A 24,901-nucleotide genomic window follows, 5' to 3' on the forward strand; every position below is an offset into this window, starting at 1 on the left:
AGAAAGGCGATCAGGTGAGCATCACTCCACGTCCGTCCAACTTTGGCTTCGTTGGGCAAGCATGGCCCCAGCTCATTATTGAGTGTCGCAATGCGGAGGATGCCGCGCTGACCAACCCGCGCGCGTCGATGTTCCAATCCCGGTTCGTGTTAGAGCAGGTCATTGGGCATATCGCGGCGCTGAATGGGCTGGAGAAACAGTCCAACATCTTCGATACACTGACCAACCCGGACTTCTCGCGCCTGCTGTCGGAGACGATCCGTTCCAAGATGCACATCCTGCGCAAGGCCGGCAACACCGCGGTGCACAGCGAAGCGCACATCACCAGCGATGAGGCGCTGCAGGCGCTGAAGCACCTGTATGACGTGATGGTGTTCGCAACTACGCACTTCTCGGGGAAGACGATTCGGGGGATTGCGCCGTTTGACGTCGAGATCTTGAAGCAGGCACCGCGGCAGGCGGCGTTGAACCAGCGGCAGATGATGGCGCTGGCGGCGAAGGAGAAGTCCGCGAGGGAGCAGGCTGACCTGTACAAACTGCAGCTGGATGAGGCGCAGCAGCGGGAGCTGGAAAAGGCTGCGGGGTATGAGGAGGAGATTGCGAAGCTGCGGGAGCAGATCCGCAAGCAGCAGGAGAAGCTAACGCCGCCGGCGCCGCAGTTGGCGGTGGATGAGGCGCAGACGCGCCGTGACATCATCACGCCGATGCTGGAGGAGGCCGGCTTTGTCCGCGGCCGCACGCTCATCGAGGAGTACCCGGTGGCGGGCATGAAGGTGGACTATGTGCTGCTGGATACACAGGGTGTGCCGATCGCCGTTGTGGAGGCGAAGAAGGCCAGCCGCAGCATTAACGACGGCCGCCAGCAGGCCGCGATCTACGCCGACGCCATCGGCAACGCGACGGGACGTGTGCCGCTGATCTTCTACACCACCGGGTACGAGGTGCGCTTTTGGGACAGGGACGCCGACCTGCCGGGCGGTGTCGGCTACGAAACCCGCACTATTGAGTCCTACCCAACAGTGCGCGCGATGGAGGCGCTCATCGCCCGGCGCGACAAGCGCCAACCGCTCAGCGCACACAGCGCCACCATCACCGAGATCGCCGGTAGGCCCTATCAGCTGGAGATGATCCAGTCCGTGGCGGAGGCGTTCGGCAAGGGCAAGCGCCGCGCGCTGTTGGTCATGGCGACGGGGACGGGCAAGACGCGCGTCTCCATCGCTACCGTGTCCATGCTGTTGGAGGCCGGCTGGATCCGCAACGTGCTCTTCCTCGCCGACCGAAAAGCGCTGGTCACGCAGGCGCACGCGGCGTTCAATGAGCACCTCGCCGAGGCCGTGCCCGTCAACCTGACCACCAATCCCGCCGGCGAGGGCCAGGTGTACGTGAACACGTACCAGACGATGATCGGCATGATCGGCGAAGGCCAGCGCTTCAACTCCTTCGACTTCGACCTCATCATCGTCGACGAGGCCCACCGGTCCATCTACCAGCGTTATCGGCGCATCTTCGACTACCTGGACGCCCTCGTCGTCGGGCTGACCGCCACCCCGCGCAGCAACCTCTCCCACGACACCTACACCTTCTTCGGCTGCGAGCCCGACACCCCGACCGGCTACTACAGCCTGAGCCGCGCCATCGAGGAGGGCAACCTTGTGCCCTACGAGGTGTTCTCCGGCAGCACCACCTTCATGCGCCGCGGCATCTCCTACGGCGAACTCACCCCCGAGCAGCAGCTGGAGTGGGAAAACGCCGAATGGGGTGTCGACGAACACGGCGACCCACTTTCCGCACCCCAGGAAGTCAACGCCGCCGAGATCAACGCGAAGCTGCTCAACCGGGACACGATCCGGAAGGTGTTGCGCCAAGTCATCGACAAGGGGTTGAAGGTCGACGGTGCGGACCGGCTGGGCAAGACCATCATCTTCGCCCGCAACCAGGCCCACGCCGACCTCATCGCCGACGAATACCGGGCCATCTTCCCCACCACCGCCACCCGCGCCGAGGTGATCACCCACGGCGTGTACAACGCGGAAGCACTCATCGCCGAGTTCAAACAGCCCGACTCCGGCCTGGACATCGCCATCAGCGTGGACATGCTCGACACAGGTATCGACGTCCCCGAGGTCGTCAACCTCGTCTTCTTCAAACCCGTCTACTCCCCCACCAAGTTCTGGCAGATGGTCGGCCGCGGGACCCGCCTGCGCCCCAACCTGTTCGGCCCCGGCGTCGACAAGACCTGCTTCTACATCTTCGATTACTGCGACAACGTGCGCCAATTCAGCGGCACCACCAACACCACGGAAGGCTCGCACCAGATCTCGCTGTCGCAGCGCAGCTTCACCACCCGCGCGCGCCTACTGCTGACGGCCACGGATGAAGTGCGAGGGGACGTCGCAAAGCATCTTTCGGACGCCGTGCGCAGCGTGCCCCACCGCAGCATCCTCGTGCCTACCGAAGCACGCGCCTACCTCGAACGATTTAGCGACGCCACCCCCTGGCTCACCGCCGACGCCGACACCCACCAACAAGCCGTCACCGCACTCGCGCCACTACCCTTCGCCGCAACCGGCGACAAAGAACAAGCCCGGCGCTTCGACTACCTCATGTACCAGCTCGAACTCGGACTGTTCGAAGAGCGCGGCGACTGGGACGTGCTCGCAGAGAAAGTCGTCGGCATCGCCGAGGCGCTGCTGCAGAAAACCAACATCCCCACCGTTGCCAACAACGCGGCGCTCCTCGAAGCGCTCGCCGGCCCGCAATGGTGGGACGGCGTGACCTACAGCGACCTCGAACTGGTCCGCAAAACCGTGCGCGGGCTGACCGTCTTCCTCGACAAAGCGCAGCGCGTCGTAGTGATCACCGACTTCGAAGACGAACTCGGCGAACTCGAACACAGCACGCTCCAGGCTACCGGCGGCACCCAGCGCGAAAGCTCCGTCGTCGAAGAAGAACTCCGCCGCGCACTCGAAGGCAACACCACCAGCCTGGCGCTGCGCAAACTCCGCAACGCGCAACAACTCAGCACGCATGACCTCGACGAACTACGCCAGCTGCTGCTCAACGCCCACGTCGACGGCGCCGCCGAACTCGCCGACACCCACCAGGCCAAACTCGGCCTCTTCCTGCGCGAAGTCGTCGGGATGGACGCAGCCGCCGTCGAAGCGCACTTCGAGGAACTGCTGCACTCCACCGACCTCAACTCCGTGCAGCGCACGTTCCTCAACACCGTCGTCAGCGAGGTGATCCGCAACGGCGTCGTCGAAGCCCACGAGCTCACCCAACCGCCTTTCGACGAAAACGGCTCCATCATGGACATCTTCCACGAGAACGTCGGCGTAGTCCTGCAACTTCGCGACAGCCTCGAGCAGCTCAACAACACCGCCATGCCGACCGCCGGGTAGCTTCGATAAAATCGCGACCATGAGCACATGGTCACAAGTTTTGAGCATTGGAGCGACGGCACTGCTGATCGGCGGAGGCGTCGGCGCGGGCACCTACGCAGCCATCGACGAGCCGGACCCGGCGCAGTACGCCATCGCCACCACCGCCGAGGCGCCACACCTCCAGCTGACCAACCCCGACGGCCTACTCACCCAGCTGACCAGGCGCAACTCGAGCAGAACCTCCAGCGCATCGACCACCCAGAAGTCGTGCGCACCATCCACATCCTCGCGTTCAACAACGCCGAAAACACGCGCGACAACATCAACGACACCATCGAGGAATACTTCCGCGCCCACTACCCCGACGACATCCTGGACAAACACGGCTTCCGCGACGGCACCCTCGTCCTCGCCGTGGACATGGCGCACCGCCACCACTCCATCTTCGCCGCCGACGACGTCGCCGACGTCCTCGACCTCCACAGCGAATCATCGCGCGTCTCCTCAGTTATCGACGCCATGGTCCCCGGACTACAAAGCAACAACGTCCCCGCCGCCCTGTTCGCCGGCGCGAGCCTGGCCATGGACACCGCCGGCCTGCAGCAGGAGCGTTACGAGTCCGCAGTCGACGACCGGATTGGGGGCGGCATCGGCGCCGGTGTGGGATCCGGCGTGTTGGCAGGCGTTGTTGGCGGCACAGGCGTCGCGCTGCGCAACCGGCGCCGCCGATTGATCGAGCAGGCGCGGGCGGACTACTCGCTCGTGACCAAGGAATACGCCGACCTCGCCGGGCGCCTCGACGGCATCGACGTCCGCGCCAACTCCTTGACCAGCGCGTTTGCCGATGCGGAGCTGCGTCGTCAATGGGGCGACGTCCGCGACCGCTTCCTCAAACTCCACGACACCGTCTCCGGCGCAGGCGGCATCAGCAGCATCCCCATCTCCGACGACGCCGCTGCCTACCGCGCCCGCAAACAACTCGCCGACGCCGCCGAAACCCTCACCCACACCAGCCACGCCGAAGACAACATCAACCGCCTCTTCAACATCGAACAAGGCGACGCCACCGCCCGCCGCACCGACCTCGCGCGCCTCAGCAGGGACATCACCAAAGCCCGCACCTCAATTAACGACGCCACCCTCCGCCAAGAACTCGTCTCCTTGGAGGAGCGCGTCCGGCAGCTGGATGCGGACCCTGCCAGCCCCACCTTCCTCGACGACTACCTCCGCCTCCTCTCCGACTACCGAATCGTCCTCGACGCCGTCAAAGACAAAGAGTTCAGCGACGTCAAAGACCGTCACAAACTCACCACCCCAGCCATCTACGACAAGGACTACTGGTACCCCACCTACATCCCATTCGTTGCGATGCAATCCTGGCACAACACCAACGTCGCCGCCGCGAACTCGGCTGCTTCTTCCTCCTCTTCGGGTGTGAACACGACGTTCAGCTCCGGGTTCACGGCCGCTGGCGGGTCGGGGAGTTTCTAAGAGTTGGTCCTGCACCAAATTCCCTCATACGCCCTAGCCGACCTGGGCTTTTGCAGATTGGGCTGCTGAAAAGCGGGAATGTGGTGCAGGCCCCGGCTATAAAAACATCAGAACGCAGATTGATGCTAAATTGGCGTTGCAGACCTCCACCGCACATGCGGAATTTGGGGGTCTAGCCGTTTTCCAGGGCTATTGGCCGTATCTTCGGGGAGTTCCACCCCAGTCTCACCTCTCAACCGGTCCGGGACAGATCTTGAAATCTTGTAAATGTGAGGACTGTGGAATCCATCTGAGCAGGAGGAATCTGAGTGATAGCCTTATTCTCGTGCGAAAAATGAACATTAATTTCAGGGCCGAATGGAATAACGCGCAAGTCATTGCCGCTCTGCTCGTTGCTTTCGTGTTATTCCTTGCCATGGTGCACTGGGGGTTGGTGCTCTTCTGGGAAAAGCCCTGGCAGGAATCGCTTGCGACGATATTTTCATATCGAGGAGCGATACCTGCTGCCGCAGCCGCCGTACTTACGCTAGGTATCGCCACCAAGTCACTGTCGCAGAAATCAAATGCTAATGACCGCTCTGCGTACTACGAACGTGTTCAGTGGGCAATCGATATGACACTTGCAGAAAATCCCGCTCAGCAGAATGCAGGTTGGCATTTTTTGACCCCAATGCTGGAGTCAGGGTTGAAGTCTTCAGAAGATATCGGGTTTACTCGGGCTATTCTTGAATACGACAATAAATTTAACCCGAAGAATTCAACCTTTTCGCCGGGTACTACTTCGAAGAACTGGGTTTCAGACCTAGAGATTTTGTTACTATTATCCGTACTAGGTCATAACAGGGATAGGAAGGAGTCTGCTGATGACTAATCAGGCAATGGCAGAGCGGAAGTATCCACTGACCGAGTCCCATAAACGAATGATCGAGCAGTTGCCAATGACACAGGCGAAAGCTAGCCGTGATTTGCAAGAGTATGCCAAGAAACTCGAAGCACGTCAGAACCGGCCCTTATGGCAGCGGATTCTAGGCATTTATCCGATATAGATGGTGTTGCCCGGAGGGCTCCACACATAGGTTAAAAGACCGAGTGTGATCCATGCGACCATCAAACACAGCCACAAGCAGCGGTTCTAAAACGTTTCACGGGGCTTCTCCTAGTATGAGTAGTGTTTCCTTGCAGGATAAATGCAAATATTTTTGCACACAATTGTTTGCTCTGCCCGAACACATTCACTCCAGCTGGCTGACTAGCCGTCACCGATCTAGGCTTTTACAACTTGGCCAACTCAAAGCGAGGGAATGTGGTGCAGGCACCTCTTCCCTGCGCACCAAATTCCTGGTTTTCGCGGGGCGCTCGGCGTTTTCCCAGGTCGCGATTCGGCAAGATGGGAATGTGGTGCGCGTCCCGGGCACTTGAGTGCCAAAGGACGCAATTCCGAAAAGTAGCACCGACATAGTGCCTGGTCAGCAATGGGCTGGATGTTTAGGGGTGCGTCCTTTGGCACTCACGGCACTCGAGACCTAAGAACGCCAAAGGCCCCACCAAAAAGGCGGGGCCTAAGACAAAAAATAAAGCTACTCCACGGTGACGGAGTTGATCACAACGTCCTCGACGGGGCGGTCCATGCGGCCGGTCGGGACGTTGGCAAGCTCGTCGACGACCTTGCGGGAAGCCTCATCGGTGACCTCGCCGAAGATGGTGTGGCGGTTGTTCAGCCACGGCGTCTCGGCGACGGTGATGAAGAACTGGGAACCGTTGGTGCCTGGGCCGGCGTTTGCCATGGCCAGCAGGTATGGGCGGTCAAACTGGAGTTCTGGGTGGAACTCGTCGGCGAACTGGAAGCCTGGGCCGCCGGTGCCGGTGCCGGTTGGGTCGCCGCCCTGGATCATGAAGTCGGGGATGATGCGGTGGAAGATGGCGCCGTCGTAGAAGGGGCCTTCGGTGGTGCCGGAGGCGTTCTTGGTGGAGTAGTCGAGGGTGCCCTTCGCCAGGCCGGTGATGGTGTCAACGGTGTGTGGGGCGTGGTTGCCAAACAGGTCGACTTTGATGTCGCCGTGGTTGGTATGGAACGTCATTGTCTGCGTCTTTTGAGTCATGGTGTACAGCGTACACGACCCTCCACGCCCCTCGTCCGGTGTTAGCGCTGGGCGAGCACCGCGTCGCGTGCGGCTACCAGGTTGCGTAGCGAGGGCTCCACTTCCTCATACTTGCGCGTCTTCAGGCCGCAGTCGGGGTTGACCCAGAGGTGTTCGGCTGGGACGTGACGCAGTGCTGCTTGGAGCAGTTCGACGATTTCCTCGACGGAAGGGACGCGTGGTGAGTGGATGTCCCAGACGCCGGGACCGATTTCGGAGTGGAAGGTCTCGTCGATGTCGGCAAGCAGTTCCATGCGAGAGCGGGCGGCTTCGATGGAGGTGACGTCGGCGTCGAGGCCGGCGACTGCGTCGATGATCTGGCCGAACTCTGAGTAGCAGAGGTGGGTGTGGATCTGGGTGGTCGGCTTGGCGTCGACGGCGACGAGTCGGAAGGAGCGGACGGCCCAGTTGAGGTAGGACGGGCGGTCCTTGGCTCGGAGTGGGAGGAGTTCGCGCAGGGCCGGCTCGTCGATTTGGATGATGCTGATGCCGGCTTCCTCGAGGTCGCGGACTTCGTCGGCGAGGGCGGCGCCGATTTGGTCGGCGGAGACGGACAGGGGGACGTCGTCGCGTTTGAAGGACCAGGCCAGGATGGTGACTGGGCCGGTGAGCATGCCCTTGACCGGCTTGTTGGAGAGGGATTGGGCGTAGGTGGCCCATTCGACGGTCATTGGGGCTGGTCGGGAGACGTCGCCGTAGACGATTGGTGGGCGGGTGCAGCGGGAGCCGTAGGACTGGACCCAGCCGTTTTCGGTGACGACGAAGCCGTCGAGGAGTTCGGCGAAGTATTGGACCATGTCGTTGCGTTCGGCTTCGCCGTGGACGAGGACGTCGATGCCGATTTCTTCTTGCAGTTCGATGACCTGCTTGATTTCTTGCTGCAGCGCTTCCTTGTATTGAGCGTCGCTCAGCGTGCCGTTGCGGTGTGCGGCGCGGGCTTGGCGGATCTCGGGGGTTTGTGGGAAGGAGCCGATGGTGGTCGTCGGCAAGCTGGGGAGGTTGAGCGACTCGCGCTGGGCCTGCTGGCGCTCGGCGAACAGCGGCTGGCGCTGCACCTGACCTGCAGGAAGAGTGCCAAGACGCTTGGCGACGACCTCGTCGTGGCGCAGCGGGGATTCCGCGCGGGTGCGCGCCACACGGGCGGATGCGGCGAACGCGACCTCCGCGGCCTGCGGGCCGGCGCTCAGGGCGAGGGCTTCGGCGATCTTCTCGTCGGCGAAAGCGAGCCAGGTGGCGACGTCCACGGGCAGGTTGCGCTCGGCCTTGAGGGTGTGCGGCACGTGCTGCAGCGAGGTGGACGTGGTCACCGATGTGGCGCCGAGGGTGGTGAGGATTTCGGTGCGTTCGGCGAGGTCGGCGGCCCAGACGTTGCGGCCGTCGATAAGTCCGGCGACGAGGAGTGTCTCGGGCGCGACGTGGGTGCGGACCTGCTCGACGTAGTCAGGGGTGGCCTGCAGGGTCCATGGGGACAGGTCCACATGGAGGGCTTCGGGCTTCAGTTCGCCGAGGACGGGCAGGGCGGCGTCGGCGGCGCCGTATGGGGTGGTCAGGTAGACGTTCGGGCGGGCGTCGGCGCCGAGGAGCGTCGACCATGCCTCACCCAGGTAGCGCGCGATATCGGTATCCGGGGTGTCAACGTCAGCGACGACGATCGGCTCGGCGACCTGGACCCACTCCACACCGGCCTGGCGCAGCGCCGCGAAGACCTGGGCGTATGCCTCGACGAGGACCGGGAGCAGGGACCACTCCACCGGCTTCGACAGCGCGAGGAGCGTGACCGGGCCGACGAGGTACGGGCGAACCTGGTGGCCGGCCTCGCGGGCCTCCTCCACGATGCGCACGATGCGGTCCGGCACCGGCGTGATCTCCTGACCAGCGGCGACCTCGGGCACGAGGTAGTGGTAGTTGGTGTCGAACCACTTGGTCATCTCCAGCGGCACGCGGGTGGCGGTGCCGCGAGCAAGCGCGAACTCCTCGTCAAGGTCGGTGCCGCCGGCGACGAGGCCGACGGTCAGCGCGGTCTCCAGGACGTGGTCGTAGAGGGCGACGTCCGCCGGGATGGCGTAGGGCTCGGAGAGACCGAGGTCACGCAGGTGGTTGTACGTATCGATGCGCAGGGCGCGCGTCGTGGAGCGGAACGTGTCCGCGTCGATCTGCCCGGACCAGTAGGACTCCAGGGCGCGCTTCAGTTCGCGTTGCGCGCCGATCCTCGGGTAGCCCTCGATGGTCGTGGTGGGGAATGCTACGGTGCTCACAGGTTGAGTCCTTTCAATAGTTCACGTGTTACTGCTAAGTCGTTATGTGTGTAAACATGCAGGCCACCGGCGCCGGCCTGCAGAATCGTGCGCGCTAATGCAACGGTGAGTCGCATGCCAATCTGGTGCTCTTCCTCCGGTGTCCGCGCCGCTTCAAGCTGCTTGATGACGTCCACCGGGGGTGCCACACCGGACAACTCACCCATCCTGCGCACCCGGTTCACGCTGGTCATCGGCATGATGCCGGGGATCAGCGGGATGCGCACCCCGGCGAGCCGGGCACGCTCCGCGAAGCTGAGATAGTCCTGCGCGTCGAAGAACAGCTGCGTGATGGCGAAGTCGGCACCGAGGCGCTGCTTCGCCAGCAACACGTCCAGGTCTTGGTCGTCGCTGGTGCTCTCCGCGTGTCCCCGCGGGTAGCAGGCCACCGACAGCGCGAGCTTGCCCGCCGCGAGGCGGTAGGCCTGGGCGTCGGCAACGTCCTGGATCAGGTTGAGCAGGTCCGTTGCGTGCTGCAGGTGTGTGTCGGGCAGGCGGTCGAGTCCGGCCGGGATGTCGCCGCGAAGGGCGAGGAATCCGCGGACGCCGGCGTCGATAAGCTGGGTGATCCACTGCCGCAGCTCGTCGGGCGTGCCGGCGGTGCAGGCGAGGTGCGCGATGGGGCGCATGCTCGTGGTCTGCGCGATGCGCTCGATGAGGCGGGCGGTGCCTTCCAACCAGTCGCTGCGGTGCGAGCTGGTGACCGACACGTAGTCGGGCTGGTAGGCGGCGAGCCCTTGGATGAGGGCGTCGAGCTTGGCGGAGTCGACGCTGTGACGCGGTGGGATCACCTCGAAGCTGAGTGCCGTGCGTGCCCGCTGCGTGCGTGGCGCGAGCTCCTCCTCGATGCTGTCCAACGGTGCCGACGCGGAGATCCGCGTTTCCAACGTTGCCTGCCGCACCTGACTCACCTGCCTTCTGTTGCTTCCTGTTGATGGGGTGCAATGAAATTTAAGACTGGCCGCAAGGGTGCACAACTACTTTTGCGTATCGCGATGCATTGTCACAGGTCAGCGACCTGCGAAATGTGAATAATATTTCCCAAAACTGAACCGCTTGGTCTACTTCGCGCGGACTGTGGGGGCACATGTCGGTGCAGCCCGCTAGGGTGGTTGAGAGAGAACACAACGAAGGAGCACACATGAACCTCACCACTGCACGACTCGCACTGCGCGGCATCAGCGGCGCCTGGAACTACTTCCGCGAACTCAACAGCAAGCAGCAGCGCGACGTCTACGAAGCACTCACCGAAGCCATCAAGGACGACAACATCGACGACCTCAACGACCTCGCCGACGTCCCACAGCTCGAGGGGATCTACGACGCCGCGCGCCAGCAGGCCGGCAAAGTCACCCGCGCCAGCCACGCGCGTATCGACGCCCGCCGCGCCCTCCACGCCGCAACCGCCCCTGACCGCAAGGCCCGCCAGATCGCGCTGAAGAAGGAAGCGCGCAAGCGTGGGGCCGGCTCGAAGGTCCTGCTCGCCTCCCTCGGTGCGGGCGCGCTCGCGGCCGGCGGCTGGGCGCTGTGGGAGTTCTACCTGCGCGAAAAGCTTGAGGAGCGCAACCACGAGCCCAAGCACGCACTGCGGGAAGACGCGACTGAAGGCGGGGCTGAGGGAACGGCGACGCTGGTGTACTCCACCGATTCCGCCGACGACCAGTTCAGCACCCTCGACGCCCTCGACGACGAGCAGCGCCGCGCTACGAAGTAGACGCTAGTTGGCGTCCACCCGCCACGCCAGCAACAGGTGGTTGACCAGGCGGGTCTTCACGTCTGGGAAAAGGTTGCGCAGATTCGCACTCATGGGGCGGGTCACCACGATGAGCTCGGCGGCGATCTCGGAGGGAGTCAGCGCTGGGTCCACCAGGCCGTGAGCGGCGGCGAGGTCCAGCAGCTCTTGGGCGTGCGCGAAGAACTCGTCGCGGCGCTGCCGCACCGTGGGCTCCAGGGCGTGCGGCGGCTCGTCCGCCGGGGCCGCCACCAGCATGCCGATACCCGAGTCGGCGCACGCCCAAATGAAGGCGCGCCACTGCTCCTCCGGGGCGCTGTCAAACTTGGCCAGCGTGTCCCCCAGCTTCGCGTCGAGCACGTCAATGAACTCGAGGGCGCACGCCTGGCGCAGGTCGGCGCGCGTCGGAAAGTGCCTGTACAGCGTGGCGATGCCCACCCCAGCGTGCTCCGCGATCTCGCCAAGCGTGACCTCCGAGTTCGGGCGGGTGCGGAAGTTCTCCACCGCCGCCCGGATCAGCTGTTCGCGCTTCTGTCTCGCATCGGCTCGCATGGTGCTTCCTTTCCGCTTGACATTAACTGATAGTCAATCCTACGCTTAGCACCATTCTGCAACGAAAATCAACCAAAGTAGGTGTTCAATGGACTGCATCCTACGAGCCGTCGACGTCGTCGTGCGCCCAGGGAACAACCCGGTCAACCTCGAGGTTGGCGAAGGGTTCACGCTGGTCACATCGCCTCGCGAGTCCGGCGCGTCCACACTGAGTATGGCGCTCGCCGGCCGCTACGAACCACACAGCGGCACCATCGAGCTTTTCGACGAGCCCACCACCGCCCGCCAACGCTTCCCCGAGATCGCCCTGGCGGGCATCTCGCTCATCGACTCCGTCGAGCGCTCCGTGCCCACCAAGGAAATCATCCGGGAGCAAATCTCCTGGGAGCTGCCGTTCTTCCGCCTCATCCCGCGTGACCTGCTCGGCCACGAACTTGTCGAACCCTGGCTGGAACCCCTCCAATTCGACCTGGACGAGGACAAACTCAAGCTCGGCATCGGCGACCTCAGCATCGTCGACCGGATGCGGTTGCGTGTACTGCTCGCGCTCATCGCGCGACCAGACGCGCCGCTCATCATCGTCGACGACCCAGACCAGCTGCGTAACTTTGAGCTGCGCAAAGAATTCATCGACAACCTGCGCGACGTCGCAAAACTCAAACCTGTGCTGGTCAACAGCGTGAACAAGGAGGACCTATGATCGCAGGGCTGCACATCGGCAGCAACTTCCGAAAGTTCGGTCACGGCAAACTGCCGCCGCTCGCCATCATCGCCATCACGCTCATCCCGCTGCTCTTCGGCGGACTGTTCGTCTGGTCCTACTACGACCCGCTGGGCAACCTGCACAAGATGCCCGTCGCCCTGGTCAACTCGGACGAGGGTGAGCACGGCCTTACCGTGGTGGAAGAACTCATGGACGAGCAACCCATGGACTTCCGCCTGGTCAGCGCGGAGGAAGCCCAAAAGGGCGTCGCCGACGGCACCTATTACCTTGGCGTGGAGATCCCCAGCGACTTCTCCGAAGCCGCCGAATCCGTCAACTCCGACAACCCCCACCAGGCGAAACTCAACATCTCCCTTAATGAGACCAACGGGTTCATCCCCACCATGCTGGGCAACCAGGTCACCATGATCATGAGCTCCGTCATCTCGGAGAGCGTGAGTAAAGAGGTGGTCAACCAGCTCTTCGTCGGCTTCAACACCATCCACGACGGCATGGTGCAGGCCGCCGACGGCGCGGGCAAACTCGATGACGGCGCGCACAAAGCCAAGGACGGCAGCGGCAAACTGAAGGACGGCGCCGGCAAGCTCAACGGCGGCGTCGGGGAGCTCGACAACGGCATCAAGAAGCTCGCCGACGGCGCGCAGCAACTCGACTCCGGCATCGGCGAACTCCAGCAGGGCGCCAACACGCTCAACGAGAAGCTCGGCGAAGCCTCCCAAGGCGCCAACAAGCTTGCCAACGGCCTCACCGCCCTCCAAGACGGCACCGCCCAGCTCGGCGCCGGAGCAGCCGCCATCGCCGGCGGTGTAGGCAAGCTGACCTCCATCACGGACCAGCTCAACGTGGCCCAGAACACCTTCAACAGCATCAACGCCACCCTGGACCAGGCCATCCGTCAGCTCGACGCCACCCCAGTTCCCGGCGCCTCCGACCTGGCCAATCAGGCCCGCGGCCTGAAAGCTCAGCTCAATGCCGACCAGTTCGTCGCCATGAACCCGCAGATGATCAACGACCTGACCAGGCTGCGCAACGGCGCCCACGAACTGTCCACCCAGCTCAACGACCCCACCGCCAAGTACCGCTCCGGCATGGACCAAGCCGCCGCCGGTGCGCAGACGCTGGCGCAGGGCCTGCGGATGCTGCAGGACGGCTCCGGCACGCTCGTGGTGGGCGTCGGCAAGCTGAAGGACGGCTCCTCCCGCCTCGTCGTGGGAGCGAACTCCGCAGCCGAAGGCACCTCCAAACTCGCGGGTGGCTCCAACCAGCTCGTCGTCGGCCTCAACGACCTGAACGACGGCCTGGTCACCCTCAGCGACGGCACCGGCGAACTCAGCCTCAAACTCAACGAAGGCGCCGACAAAGCCCCAACCTGGGAAGGCGACCGCCTCGAGAAAGCCACCGAGGCCGCCGGTAACCCCGTCGTACACAACAACACCGGCGACGAACTCACCTTCTTCGGCAAGGGCCTCTCCCCCTTCTTCCTGTCCCTCTCCCTGTGGATCGGCGGCCTGGTGCTCTACATGATCCTCGCGCCGTTCTCACGCCGCGTCATCGACTCCGGCACCAACCCCTTCCGCATGGTCGCCCACACCCTGCTGCCGTCCCTGATCGTCGGCTTCGTGCAGGCCGTGCTGCTGTGGCTCGTGCAGGTCGTCGCGATCGGCGTCGAGCCGAAGCACCCACTCGGCCTGTTCGGCGTGCTGTGGTTCGGCTCCTGGGTGTTCATGTCCCTCATCCTGGCCATCAACATGGTCTTCGGCCCCGCCACCGGCAGACTGGTCACCATGGCGCTCATGTCCCTCCAGCTGGTGGCCTCCAACGGCCTCTACCCGCCCGAAGTGCAGCCAGGGTTCATCCAGTGGGTCCACGCCTGGGACCCGATGCGCTTTACCGTGGATATGATCCGCGTCGCCTTCTTCGGCAACCACGCCGAAGACCCGCGCCTGCTGCGCGCCATCGTGGTCCTCACACTGCTCGCAGTGGCCGCGTGGTTGATCAGCGCGTGGGGCATGTGGAAGCGCCGCATCCTCAACGACAAGGACATCCACCCAGAGCTGTCGCTGTAAGGGTTTGTGGTTGCTGGGGGCCGGTCCCTGGCACCACATTACTATTTGGGGGTTCGGTGAGCTGGGGAAACGCTGTGGCGCATTTTCGAGATTCGGGAATTTGGTGTCTGGGCAGGGGATGCGCGCACCAAATTCCTGGATTTTGGCAGCCGGGTTTGGAAAAGCCCAGGTCGATGGGGGTCGGGGAGGGAATGTGGTGTCCCATCGGGAGATGCCAGTGCCAAAAGACGCAATTCTTGTTGGGGGAAGGGGTAAAAACCCAGCTCGTGAAGAGAGAGTTGCGTGCTTTGGCACTGAGGTGAGGGGGAGTGCACCAAATTCCTCCTCGTGGAGTTGACGACCTGGGGAAACGTCGCGTCGCCTTTTCGAGATTCGGGAATGTGGTGTCGTGATGCTTGGCCTGCGCACCAAATTCCCTCACTGGCCCTAGGTGCGTTTAGTGACCTGGGAAAACACGTGTGCGACCTTCGGAAAATCACGAATTTGGTGCGCTCCCCCTTCTGCAGGTGACTTCTACGACTGGTAGACTCGCAACATTGTTGATGCGTCAACACGCATTGCGATCTACCAATAACGAAGGAGCACACTATGTCTACATCCGCAAAGCTTGCATCCGTTGCCCTGCGCGTCCCGACGGGGCTTTTCATTTTGAACTCTGCCCTGGGCAAGTTCGGCCTCAACCGCGAGGCCGCCGAGGGCCTCCAAGGCATGGCTGCCACGGGCATCCCTGCGCTTGGCAAGTTGGATCCGGAGCAGTTCGGCAAGGGTCTCGCTGTCTCTGAGGCAGCGGTGGCCGGCGCGCTGCTCGCCCCCTTTGTGAGCAACCGTCTCGCCGGTGCGGCCCTTGGCTCGTTTGGCGCTGGCATGTTGACGATGTACTTCAACAACGACGCCATGACCGAGGACGACGGCATCCGTCCTTCCCACGATGGCCTTTCCCTGGCGAAGGATTCGTGGCTGGTTTCGATGGGTGCGGCGCTGATGGCGTTGCCGAAGAAGCGGAAGTAGCCGATTCCCTTTACTGCAAGAGAAAACCCGGCCCGCGCACCGTGTGGTGTGCGGGCCGGGTTTTGTTATGCCCTGACCTCAGCCTGAGACGGAGTCAACGTTAGTTGTTCTCCGCTGGCTTGTCCTCGGCAGGCTTTGCTTCCTCGGTGCCCTGATCGTCCTTCTTGGAGGAACCGTCAATCAGGGTCTGGTTGCCGGTTGCCTTGCCCAGCTGGTAGGAGGACGTTGCTTCGTCCACACCACAGCTACGCAGGACAACGTCCATGATGATCAGGCCGGCGGTGATGGCACCGAGGGCGCCACCTGCGAGGCCGATCATCTGTGGGTTCGCTACCTGGAACGCACCCTGCAGGCCGGCTGCGCGCTCTGCGCGGTCGCGGTCGTAGATACCCAGGCCACGCTGGATGTCATCGTTAGCGCGCTTGATGGCTGCGTTGACCTCTGCGCGCAGGCTCTCGAGGCCCGGAATGCGGACCTGGGAGAGGATGCCCAGCGGGATCAACAGCAGCAGTGGCGACGCCATGCCGACCAGACCAGCGATGCACTTCGGGTCCTTGAAGTTCGCGTTCGAGGAACCCTTGGTTTCCTTCGTAACGGTGATATTTACCTCAACATCGACTGGAGCACCCTGAGCAGAGTTCGGGAAGATCGGCACGATGGTGAGGTTGCCATTCTTCTCCGGGGTGATGATCCACTTGCCGTCCTTGAACTCCTTCGTCGCCTTACCGCCGACAATGTCGAAGTCGACCTTGCTCAGGTCAAGCTTCACGCCAGAGTCAGGGTTGAGCTGGATGGTGATGACGCCGGTCTTCTCGTTCTTCTTAATGATGAAGAGCTTGTTCGGGTCGGCAATGTTTGCACCCTCGGAGGTGGACCAGCCCTTTGGCAGGACGGAGATGGTGTATCGAGTCACCAGGTCACCGTTGGCGTTGTACTCCTCAACAACCACAGACTGGTTTGCAGCCTTGTCCGTCGGAGTGAAGACGGAGTTATCAGCGCTGATGTCAGTGAGAAGATCGCGGCCCTTGACGATGGCCAAGGTGTTGTCCTTGTCCTTCTTCTCGATGGTCTGCGTCTCACCAACAAGAGCGCCCTTCTGAACCTCATCGAACTTACGGACCTTCGGCGCCGTGATGTTCAGCGTGTAACGGTTGACAACGTTGCCGTCTGGGTCAACCTCCTGCACGATGCCCGACTTGCCAGCCGAATCCTTCACAGGCTTTGCAACCCACTCAGAGATCTTGTTGCTCTTGCCGTCGACAGAACCGCTGTCCTGAACGTTAGTCGTGAAGTTCTCGGAACCACTAACCCACACCATGGTGTTCGGGTTGATCTGCAGCACGCGGAACTCAGACGATTCTGGGATCTCGAAGGTGCGGTTGCTCTTGTTCTCGCCAGTGCCGACGGTGAACTCGTAGTTCGCGTACACGCCACGGTCGTCAGCGATCTGGAAGGTGAAGACCTTGCCGATTGCTGCCTCGAGCGGCACGAGCTGGAACTCGTTCGTCTCCTCGGAGTACTTGAAGTACTTCTTGAACTCGCTGGTGATGTCCTTACCATCTGCCAGGGTACCCTCGAGGACCTTGAAGACCTTATCGTTCTCGTAGCGGGCCAACTTCGCGGTGCTATCCGTCGTGATCACGCGCTTGATGACCTTGTTCAAGTCACGACCAGGCTTGAAGTTGATGGTGTAGCGCTCGAAGACGTAGCCGTCGTTCGTGCGGTTCTCGACGACAACGGTGCCTTCTGCCTCACGCTTCGGCTCCAGCTTCATGATGGAACCTTCTTCAGGCTTCGACTTCAGCAGCTCCTCGCCCTTGATGAGCTTGAGGTCGGTGCCCTGAATCGTCAGGTCGTTGTCAGTGGTGAACTCGTGGTTCAGCTCCTGGACGTGACCCGGCTCGACATCAACAACCCACTCGGTGATGACAAGGTCAACGTACCGCTTGCCGTCCTTGTTCTTCGGAGCCTTATCAACAATGATCTTCGGCTTCTTCGGGTTATCATTGTTCGGGTCGAGCAGGCTCTCGTCAGCGACGGTGGAACCCTCAGGAATATCCTCTACGTCGAGCCAACGCATGGTCTCCTGGATCTTGACCTGGCCCTTCGTGCCCGGCTTGAAGCGGAAGCGCAAATCGGTAGTGTCACCGTTGTCGTTGGTCTTCGTATTCTTCTCATCCTTGACGACCAAGTCCTCACCCTCAGTGATGGTGAGGTTGTTGTTCGTGGCGTTGCCAGCGTTAATCGTCATGTAGGAACGATCAACCGCCTCACGCTGCAGCACGCGCTTTTCGAAGGTGTCCTGGTTGAGAGCAGGGTTAATCTGAATGTTCCAGATGTTGCGCAGCTCACCCTTGTCGTCGTTCACCTGAACGACGACCTGGCTGCCCTGAAGGTTATTGGCAGCTGCGTCGGTCGGCTTCACGACCCACTTGCCATTCTCTTCAATGATCTTCGCGTAGTCTTCACCGCTGACAATCTTGATGGTGTAGTTGTCGCGGCGCTCGATCTCGACCTTGCCATCGTGGTTGATGAGAACGTCACGGATGTCCGGGCCAGCATTCACGTCCTTCTTGACGATGAACGTGAATTCGTAGGTGCGGCCGTCCTTGTCGGTGAAGGTGACGGTTGCTTCGCCTTCAGCGCCTTCGTTCGGAACGATCTTCCAGTTGTCGCCGTCCTCGACGATCTCCTTGATGACCTTGTTCTCGTCGGAGGTGATCTCGAACTTGGTACCACCACGACGCTCAACGAAGCCCACGGAGGTGTTGAGGATCTCGCGGGTCACCTTGTAGGTGGAGTTGATGTTCTCAATGGTGATAATGTTCTGCTTCTCTTCACCGTTCTTCGACGTGATCTTGACGATCACCTCACCGTGAACATCCTTGTCCTTCGGGGTGATGACGAGCTTGCCAGCACCATCGTCCTTCACGGTCGCGATGTCGCCACCCTCGAGAACCTCTACCTTGTCACCCTTGTCCAGCGTGATGATCTTGGTGCGATCAGAGCCACCCTGGTTGATGTTGTAGAAGTAGTTGTTCACGATCTTGTTGAGGTGCTCGACCTCACCAGTGCGATCGTTGATCTGCAGCTCGTAGATGTACTCGTTGCCGTTCTCATCGGTAACGACGATCTCAACAACACCGGATCCCTTGAAGTCATCCTTCGGCTTGATGATCAGGTTGTTGTCCTTATCGCGATCCACGATCACGAGGTCCTCGCCCTTCGTGATGCGCCAGGAGTAGCCCTGCTTCTTCAGATCGCCCATGTCAAGGATCTTCTTCTCGTCCTTGTGACGGATGTCGATCGTGTTGTGGATCTCGTAGACTTCCTTCTCGATCCGGGTGTAGTACTCCTTGATGATCTCCTGAACGTTGACGTTCGTGGAAGTCGTCGTGACCGTGGACTGCTCGGTCTTCGTCTCGGTGACGTCAGACGGGGTGACCTCAACCGTCGTTGGGACGGTCGTGTAGTGGGTCTCCGTCGTCGGGGTGACGTGCTCCTTGACCGTGGTCACGACTGGGCGCTCAGTAACGGTCGTCGTGTTGGTGACTGTCGAGCCTGGAACAACCGTCTCAACGATCGACGGCTCCGGCGTGATGGTCTTCGTGACCGTGACGTCCTTGCCGTTTTCACGCTTGGTCGTCGTCACCGTCGACGGCTCGTGAGTAACCGTAGTGGTCTTCGTCTCCGCCGGCTTCGTTACAGTCGTTACCTTCGTGGTCGGCGGGATTTGCTCCCAGCGGGTCTCGGTCGCCTCTGGGACTGTCACGACGGTGGTAACCGTGCTCTTCGGCAGCGTCACTGTCGTGTTCGTGTAGTGAGGCTCCTGCGGCTTTGGCTGCTTCGGCTTCTCCAGACCTGGCTGGTACGGCGTGATCAGACGCTGGGAAGTGTATTCACGCCTCCAGCTGAAATTCAGGTTGTAGTTGTTTGGCATCAAGACAACGATGTATTCGCCTTTGTTGTAGCTCTTGCGAACCTTTTCCATCGCTCCCTCGTTAACGACGAGGTAGTAGTTCGGCCCCGGGTTTGCCCTATCAACACGCTTGTAGCGAATCTCGAAACCGGTCAGCTCGGTGAACATCGCGTCACCCATCAGGTTCGGGCGAACCTCGTTGAGGTATGCAAGGTTGTTGGAAACCAACGCCTGCATGTACATCATCTTGCGCTTAACGCCCTCGATGTCGCCTTTCTCCTGGTCCTCGAGAACGGCCTTCATCAGGTTGATGGCGCCCTTCTCAACATCCGGGTTGATGCGGTTACCAACGCCGTAGCGGCCGGACTGGCCGGTCAGCTTACGGAAGGAGTAACCCTTCGGGTTGTTCCACGGGTTATCGACGCCCCAGTCGATGCACCAGCCCGGGCCGTACTGGGTAGCCAGCAGACCGAGAGCGTTCTGGCCCTTCGGGATCTTCTCTTTCCAGATCTGCTGGCCTTCAAAGACCTTCTGCAGCTCCTCCTGGGAGAGCTGATCGTACTGGCTTGTAACAGCAATGTCTGCGCTTGCGTTCGGCGCAGCAACGTGCACGGTGCTAACGGCCATGACGCCTGTAATCAGGCCGGCCATGATTCGCTTCTTAAGATGTGCGTTTTGCAACGGCTCAATCCTTAAAAATCGTAGGAGATATTCGAAGCAGCCTGAAGACCATCTGAACACGGATCCACAAACTGACAGACATTTATTCAATCACAAAAATCTCCCTGAAAGTAGTCCACTACGCCCCCACCACCACAAAAACACCACCACAACCCACAAAACCACACCCCACAACCCTCAAAAACCCCCTGACCAGCAGCTTCACAAAACCTGTCAAAGTATGCAACAAGAACGTGATCTATCACACTCAAAACACCACTGCCACCAAACAGGGGGGACACGTGTCATCGTGCTCACCTCGATGAACGCCAAAAGGCCCCTTCCGAAAGTGGAAGGGGCCTTCTGCTAGGCGAAATTACTTCTCAGGCTGCGCCGGAGCATTTGCCTCAGTAGTAGGGACCGGGGTTGCGGTCCTGATTACGTCGTTCTTCTTCGAAGAACCGTAAATGAGGGTGTCGTTACCCGTTGCCTTACCAATCTGGTAGGACGAGGTCTTGTCGCCCTGGCCACAGGAGCGGAGCACAGCGTCCGCGATGAGCAGACCCACAGTAATCGTTCCGAGAGCACCGGCTGCGAGGCCGACCATCTCTGGGTTGGCTACGTTGAATGAGGCCTGGAGGCCCGCAGCGCGCTCTGCGCGGTCGGGGTCGTAGATGCCCAGGCCACGCTGGATGCGGTCGTTTGCCTCGCGGACAGCGGCGTTCAGCTTGCCCTGGACGCCTTCAAGGCCCGGAACGCGAACCTGGGACAGGATACCCAGCGGGATCAGGAGCAGCAGCGGCGAAGCGATGCCCACGAGGGATGCGATGCACTTGCCGTCGGAAGAAGTAGCCACATCCTTACTCGTGAGCTCGACATTGATTCGAACTCGCTTCTGCGGCTGACCGTTCACCTGAGGGATGAACGTGATGTGGGTCGTGCCCTTCTCGATGCCGCCCTTACCAGGCTTGATCGTGATGGACCCGTCCGGGTTCGGAACAACCATGTCCGGATCCACCGGCTTGCAGTTCGAACCAGAGCAAATCTCAATGTCGGTCGCGCCACCGCCAGGAACGACAATCTTCCAGGAACCATCTGGGTTCGGGCTGACATCGTGGTTGCCTGGCTTGCCGATGATGTTGCCCTCGGACGTAGCCGGGACGTCGATCTCAATGATGCGAACCGGGTTGCCAGCACCGTCAACTTCCTCGATGAGGACGCGACCAGACTTCTGTGGCAAAGGCTTCACGTTGAAGCTGCCTGGGTGCGTCGGGATCTCCTCGATGAGGTCCTTACCACGAAGGACGCGGAAGGTGTTGCCTTCGCCCGTGGTGATCTTGTCGGTCAGCTTCGGCTGGTAGACACGACGCTCCTCGACGAACTTCAGCACACCACCGCTCTTGGTGATGGTGATGTTGTGCGTCTTCACAACCTTGCCGTTGTTCTTCTCAACGACAACAACCTTCTTGCCCTCGGTGTTCTCGTTGATGCGGAGCTCGAAGCGCTTGTCGGTGTCGTTGACGACGGTGACGTATTCCTTGCCCTCAACAACCTCGTACTTGTTGTTGTTGACAATGGTGACGTCGAAGGTGCCCTGCTCCGTGATCTTGTGCTCAACAACGGAGTTGTTGGAGGAGTCGGAGCCGCTACCGGTTCCCTTGGTGATATCCAAGATGAACTGCTTGTAGACCTTGCCGTCCTTGTCGGTGACGTCGAGGACGACCGTGCCCTCAGCGCCATCCTTCGGCGTGACAGTCCACTCGTCACCGTTCTGGGTCACTTCAACGAGGTTCTCGCCTTCGACGACGGTGAGCTTGTCACCAGGGTTGAGCTCGGTGGTGAACTTGTCATCCGAGGTGATCTTGAACTCGGACTTGTTCGGCTTCGTCAGCTCAACATTGTAGGTGTAGCGGGAAACCGGCAGGCCACGGGAGTTCTGGACCTCGAGGACGATCTTTCCGGAAACGCCTTCCTTGATCTTGATCTTGCCGCCGCCAGCTTCGTTGACGTCGCCGTCGATCAGGTCCTTACCAGACACCACGACGAGCTTCTGCTTGTCAGGCTGGGACAGCACAGGCGCAGGCTGCTCCGAGTTGTCTGGAACCGTGACGGCGTCGAACTCGTGAACCTTAGCAGGCTTGACGTGGATCGTGTACTCGATCAGCGCATGGCCACCCTTGGACTGCTCGACGACCTTGATGTCACCCTCGAAGTCAGGGTTCGGCATCAGGTAGTACTTGTCAGGATTGTCCTGATCCTGAACCCAGCTGAAGTTATCTTCACCCTCTGGGAATACGAAGTCGTTGGAGGTCACACCCTTCGTCAGGACCGCCGTGTTGCGGTTCGAAATCGTGTAGTCGACTGGCTGTGTCGCAGGCTTCGCCTCTTGTGGCGTCACGATGATCGTGTAAACCGCGACCAGGTTGCCCTCGGCATCCTTGACGTGTGCAACGATCAGGCCGTCCTTGCTCGGCTTCAGGGTCCACTCGCCGGTGCCCTCAAGCTGAGCTGGGTCGACGAGATCCTTACCGCGGGCGATCTCGAGCTTGTCGCCTTCCTCACCCGTGATCTTAACCTCGCCGCCAACGGTAATGAGCTCCGTCTCGGAGTCGATCAGGACGTTACGGCCGTCGCGAACCTCGAGGGTGAACATGAAGGTTTCGCCCTTGTCGTTCTTGGCGCGGACAATCACGGTGCCGGTCTGGCCAGCCTTCGGGGTCAGTACCCAGTGGTCACCCTTCTTCTCCAGGGACTCAACAATGTCCTTGCCCTTGAGAATCTCAGGCTCGCCGACGATGTTGTCTACCTCGATCTTGTACGAGGAGATGTTACCGATCACGCGGGACTGGTTGTACTTGTTCGGCTTGGTATCGATGTTGAACTCGTAGTTCTGCTCGTTACCGGTTGGCTTGCCGTCCTTGTCAACCTCGTAGACCTTGACCTTCACCTTGCCAGTGATCACGCCGGCATTGACGTTCACGTTCAGGGTGTTGCCATCCTGGGTGGTGGTGATCAGGTCCTTGCCCTCGGTGACCTCGTACTTCCAGCCCTCTGGGATCGTGATGGACTGGTCAAGGCCAGTAACCCCGACGTTGAAGAAGTGGTTGTCCACGCGAACAGTCTTCTCGGTGGTCTTCTCGGAATCCTTGTTCACCACGTGGATGCGGTACTCGTGGCGGTTGCCGTTACCATCCTTGATGATGATGCGGACGTCGCCCTCACCCTGCTTCTTCGGGGTGATAACGAGGCGGTTGTTTTCCTTGGTGACCTCGACCAGGCCGTTGGAGTCGTCGACAAACTCGATGGTCCAGTTACCCAGGTTCTTCGGCTCAATAACCTTCGACTCGCTCGTGTTGGAGAAGTCGTAGAAGTAGTTGAACTGGGAATAACGACGCTCGATCGTGGTGGTCTCGTGCTTCTCGGAAACACGGGTGACGGTCGTGTCAACGACCTTCGTCTCGGTCTTCGGCGCAGCGGTGACCGTCTTCGTCTCGGTCTTCGGCGCGACATTCTTCGTCTCGGTGACGTAGACAGGCTCAGTAACCGTGACCTTCGGCTGGACCTTGTCGGTCTCGGTGATCGTCGGCTTCGCCGTTGCAGTTTCGGTGACGGTTACCGGGTCACGCTTCTCCACGACGATGACGCGCGGATCTTCCGTGACGGTCTCAGTGGCGGTGGACGTTGGTCCGCCCTGCTCGAACTCGGTGACGGTAACAGCAGGCTTCACTACCTCATGCGTCACGGTCTCCGTTTCCGGAGCGACCTCAACCGTCTTGTAGTGAACTTCCTGCCGCTCGTTGGTCTTCGTCACCGTCGGACGAACGGTCACCGTCTCCCGCTCGACACCGCCATCCTTGTACACAGTGTGCGTGATGGTCGGGCGGCCGGTCTCGGTCACGGTGGAGGTGACACCAGCTTCACCAGGAACCGTCACGGTGGTGGTCACAGTGCCGCCGCCGTTGCCGCCGCCTGGGCGTGGGTAGAAGCCGTCCAGGCCCGGCTGGGTCGGAGGGATCAGACGCTGGAAGGTTGCCTCGCGGCCATCCTGGTAGATGTTGTAATCCTTCGGCAGCAGGATGGTGACGTACTCGCCAGCACGGACGGTGCTGGAGACGCGGCTGAACGCAGCCTCATCCTTGATCAGTGCGAAGTTCGGCTGGAACTCCTGGGTGCCGCCGAAGACAGCGCTGATGCGGAAACCGGTCCACTGGGTGAACTCCTGGTTGGTGACGCGAACGCCGTTCTGGGTCTGGCCGTTCATGATGTAGGAACGCTGGCCGTCCAGAACGCTCTTGTTGTTCGACAGCAGGGCCTGCAGCGCGACGTTCTTCTTCTTGACGTCCTCAAAGTTGCGCTCGTACCAGGATTTCAGCATCGACTTCGTCAGCGAGATCGCTGCCGTCTCGATGTCTGCGTTAATACCAAGGTCGCCGTTAAAGCCGTTGAAGCCGTACAGGCCGGACATGCCGTCCAGCTTGCGCAGCTCGTAGCCCTGGGTCTGCAGGTTTGGCTGCGGCTTCTCAAGATCAATGCACCAGCCCGGGCCCATCGGGGTGACCTGCATCCAGGTCTTCAGCATGGCCTGGTAATCATTCTGATTCGTGAGCATCTTGATCTGCTCAGTGTTAAAGCGCAGCGCCTCATCGTACTTGTCGCTCGGCAGTGCGGAGTACGTACCCGTAATGCGATCGTCTGCGCTTGCGTCCGGGGCGACGACAACAGCGCCACCTGCAATCATTGCGCCTGAAATCAGGCCGGCCATGATTCGCTTCTTAAGATGTGCGTTTTGCAACGGCTCAATCCTTAAAAATCGTAGGAGATATTCGAAGCAGCCTGAAGACCATCTGAACACGGATCCACAAACTGACAGACATTTATTCAATCACAAAAATCTCCCTGAAAGTAGTCCACTACACCCCCACCACCACAAAACC

15 protein-coding genes are annotated in these 24,901 nt (G+C 60.9%); 8 read left to right on the forward strand and 7 right to left on the reverse strand.

Features of this window, described 5'->3' with window-relative positions:
• The first annotated feature begins 14 nt into the window (after positions 1 to 14).
• On the forward strand, positions 15 to 3,401 hold the full coding sequence (locus tag BJP05_RS10590; protein WP_070363356.1) for a DEAD/DEAH box helicase family protein: 3,387 nt from the start codon (positions 15 to 17) through the stop codon (positions 3,399 to 3,401).
• A 93-nt stretch (positions 3,402 to 3,494) separates the two neighbouring features.
• Here the strand turns inward: BJP05_RS10590 and BJP05_RS11505 are convergent, their stop codons facing one another.
• Positions 3,495 to 3,665, reverse strand: coding sequence for a hypothetical protein (locus BJP05_RS11505; protein WP_240492761.1), 171 nt, complete (start codon positions 3,663 to 3,665; stop codon positions 3,495 to 3,497).
• Between BJP05_RS11505 and BJP05_RS10595 the strand changes: the two genes are divergently transcribed.
• The 3 genes from BJP05_RS10595 (at position 3,651) to BJP05_RS10605 (ending at position 5,920) form a co-directional block, all read left to right on the forward strand.
• Positions 3,651 to 4,874 carry a hypothetical protein gene (locus tag BJP05_RS10595; RefSeq protein ID WP_084028639.1) on the forward strand — a complete coding sequence of 408 codons (1,224 nt, stop codon included), beginning with the start codon at positions 3,651 to 3,653 and terminating at the stop codon, positions 4,872 to 4,874. The genes BJP05_RS11505 and BJP05_RS10595 overlap by 15 nt on opposite strands.
• Before the next feature lie 325 nt (positions 4,875 to 5,199).
• A complete protein-coding gene (locus BJP05_RS10600; protein ID WP_145945284.1) occupies positions 5,200 to 5,745 on the forward strand; it encodes a hypothetical protein in 546 nt (181 codons plus the stop codon).
• Positions 5,738 to 5,920, forward strand: a complete 183-nt coding sequence (locus tag BJP05_RS10605) for a hypothetical protein (RefSeq protein ID WP_070363358.1) — start codon at positions 5,738 to 5,740, stop codon at positions 5,918 to 5,920. The genes BJP05_RS10600 and BJP05_RS10605 overlap by 8 nt, the downstream gene beginning before the upstream one ends.
• 531 nt (positions 5,921 to 6,451) lie before the next feature.
• On the opposite strand, the gene BJP05_RS10610 is transcribed toward BJP05_RS10605, so the two are convergent.
• Genes BJP05_RS10610 through BJP05_RS10620 form a run of 3 tightly spaced genes read right to left on the reverse strand, consistent with a single transcriptional unit; the run spans position 6,452 to position 10,208 of the window.
• Positions 6,452 to 6,973 carry a peptidylprolyl isomerase gene (locus BJP05_RS10610; RefSeq protein ID WP_070363359.1) on the reverse strand — a complete coding sequence of 174 codons (522 nt, stop codon included), beginning with the start codon at positions 6,971 to 6,973 and terminating at the stop codon, positions 6,452 to 6,454.
• Between the two features lie 41 nt (positions 6,974 to 7,014).
• Positions 7,015 to 9,267, reverse strand: coding sequence for a 5-methyltetrahydropteroyltriglutamate--homocysteine S-methyltransferase (metE, locus tag BJP05_RS10615; RefSeq protein ID WP_070363360.1), 2,253 nt, complete (start codon positions 9,265 to 9,267; stop codon positions 7,015 to 7,017).
• Positions 9,264 to 10,208, reverse strand: coding sequence for a methylenetetrahydrofolate reductase (locus BJP05_RS10620; RefSeq protein ID WP_371440802.1), 945 nt, complete (start codon positions 10,206 to 10,208; stop codon positions 9,264 to 9,266). Before BJP05_RS10620 ends, metE begins: the two co-directional genes overlap by 4 nt.
• Before the next feature lie 239 nt (positions 10,209 to 10,447).
• Between BJP05_RS10620 and BJP05_RS10625 the strand changes: the two genes are divergently transcribed.
• Positions 10,448 to 11,020, forward strand: coding sequence for a hypothetical protein (locus BJP05_RS10625; protein ID WP_070363361.1), 573 nt, complete (start codon positions 10,448 to 10,450; stop codon positions 11,018 to 11,020).
• Between the two features lie 3 nt (positions 11,021 to 11,023).
• Here the strand turns inward: BJP05_RS10625 and BJP05_RS10630 are convergent, their stop codons facing one another.
• The gene (locus BJP05_RS10630) at positions 11,024 to 11,590 is read right to left on the reverse strand and encodes a TetR/AcrR family transcriptional regulator (protein ID WP_070363362.1); all 567 of its coding nucleotides are present in this window, start codon (positions 11,588 to 11,590) and stop codon (positions 11,024 to 11,026) included.
• Positions 11,591 to 11,678: 88 nt separating this feature from the next.
• Between BJP05_RS10630 and BJP05_RS10635 the strand changes: the two genes are divergently transcribed.
• From BJP05_RS10635 to BJP05_RS10645, 3 genes are all read left to right on the forward strand, one after another.
• Positions 11,679 to 12,290, forward strand: coding sequence for an ATP-binding cassette domain-containing protein (locus BJP05_RS10635; protein ID WP_070363363.1), 612 nt, complete (start codon positions 11,679 to 11,681; stop codon positions 12,288 to 12,290).
• Positions 12,287 to 14,380 (forward strand): YhgE/Pip family protein, encoded by a 2,094-nt coding sequence (locus BJP05_RS10640; RefSeq protein ID WP_070363364.1) that lies wholly within the window; start codon positions 12,287 to 12,289, stop codon positions 14,378 to 14,380. The genes BJP05_RS10635 and BJP05_RS10640 overlap by 4 nt, the downstream gene beginning before the upstream one ends.
• Positions 14,381 to 14,968: 588 nt before the next feature.
• Entirely contained in the window at positions 14,969 to 15,388 is a 420-nt protein-coding gene (locus tag BJP05_RS10645; protein WP_070363365.1) for a hypothetical protein, read from the forward strand.
• Between the two features lie 100 nt (positions 15,389 to 15,488).
• On the opposite strand, the gene BJP05_RS10650 is transcribed toward BJP05_RS10645, so the two are convergent.
• Both BJP05_RS10650 and BJP05_RS10655 read right to left on the reverse strand, forming a co-directional pair.
• Positions 15,489 to 19,988, reverse strand: coding sequence for a hypothetical protein (locus tag BJP05_RS10650; protein WP_145945285.1), 4,500 nt, complete (start codon positions 19,986 to 19,988; stop codon positions 15,489 to 15,491).
• Between the two features lie 355 nt (positions 19,989 to 20,343).
• Positions 20,344 to 24,729 carry a hypothetical protein gene (locus BJP05_RS10655; protein ID WP_070363367.1) on the reverse strand — a complete coding sequence of 1,462 codons (4,386 nt, stop codon included), beginning with the start codon at positions 24,727 to 24,729 and terminating at the stop codon, positions 20,344 to 20,346.
• Positions 24,730 to 24,901 lie beyond the last annotated feature (172 nt).

This window comes from Corynebacterium sp. NML98-0116 (genome assembly GCF_001767255.1).
Lineage (GTDB): Bacteria > Actinomycetota > Actinomycetes > Mycobacteriales > Mycobacteriaceae > Corynebacterium > Corynebacterium pseudogenitalium.

Excerpts from the sequence above, each read along its gene's own strand:
- BJP05_RS10640 (WP_070363364.1), top strand. The coding sequence starts at position 12,287 with ATGATCGCAGGGCTGCACATCGGCAGCAACTTCCGAAAGTTCGGTCAC.
- BJP05_RS10635 (WP_070363363.1), top strand. The coding sequence starts at position 11,679 with ATGGACTGCATCCTACGAGCCGTCGACGTCGTCGTGCGCCCAGGGAAC.
- BJP05_RS10655 (WP_070363367.1), bottom strand. The coding sequence starts at position 24,729 with ATGGCCGGCCTGATTTCAGGCGCAATGATTGCAGGTGGCGCTGTTGTC.
- BJP05_RS10605 (WP_070363358.1), top strand. The coding sequence starts at position 5,738 with ATGACTAATCAGGCAATGGCAGAGCGGAAGTATCCACTGACCGAGTCC.
- BJP05_RS10610 (WP_070363359.1), bottom strand. The coding sequence starts at position 6,973 with ATGACTCAAAAGACGCAGACAATGACGTTCCATACCAACCACGGCGAC.
- BJP05_RS10630 (WP_070363362.1), bottom strand. The coding sequence starts at position 11,590 with ATGCGAGCCGATGCGAGACAGAAGCGCGAACAGCTGATCCGGGCGGCG.
- BJP05_RS10625 (WP_070363361.1), top strand. The coding sequence starts at position 10,448 with ATGAACCTCACCACTGCACGACTCGCACTGCGCGGCATCAGCGGCGCC.
- BJP05_RS10645 (WP_070363365.1), top strand. The coding sequence starts at position 14,969 with ATGTCTACATCCGCAAAGCTTGCATCCGTTGCCCTGCGCGTCCCGACG.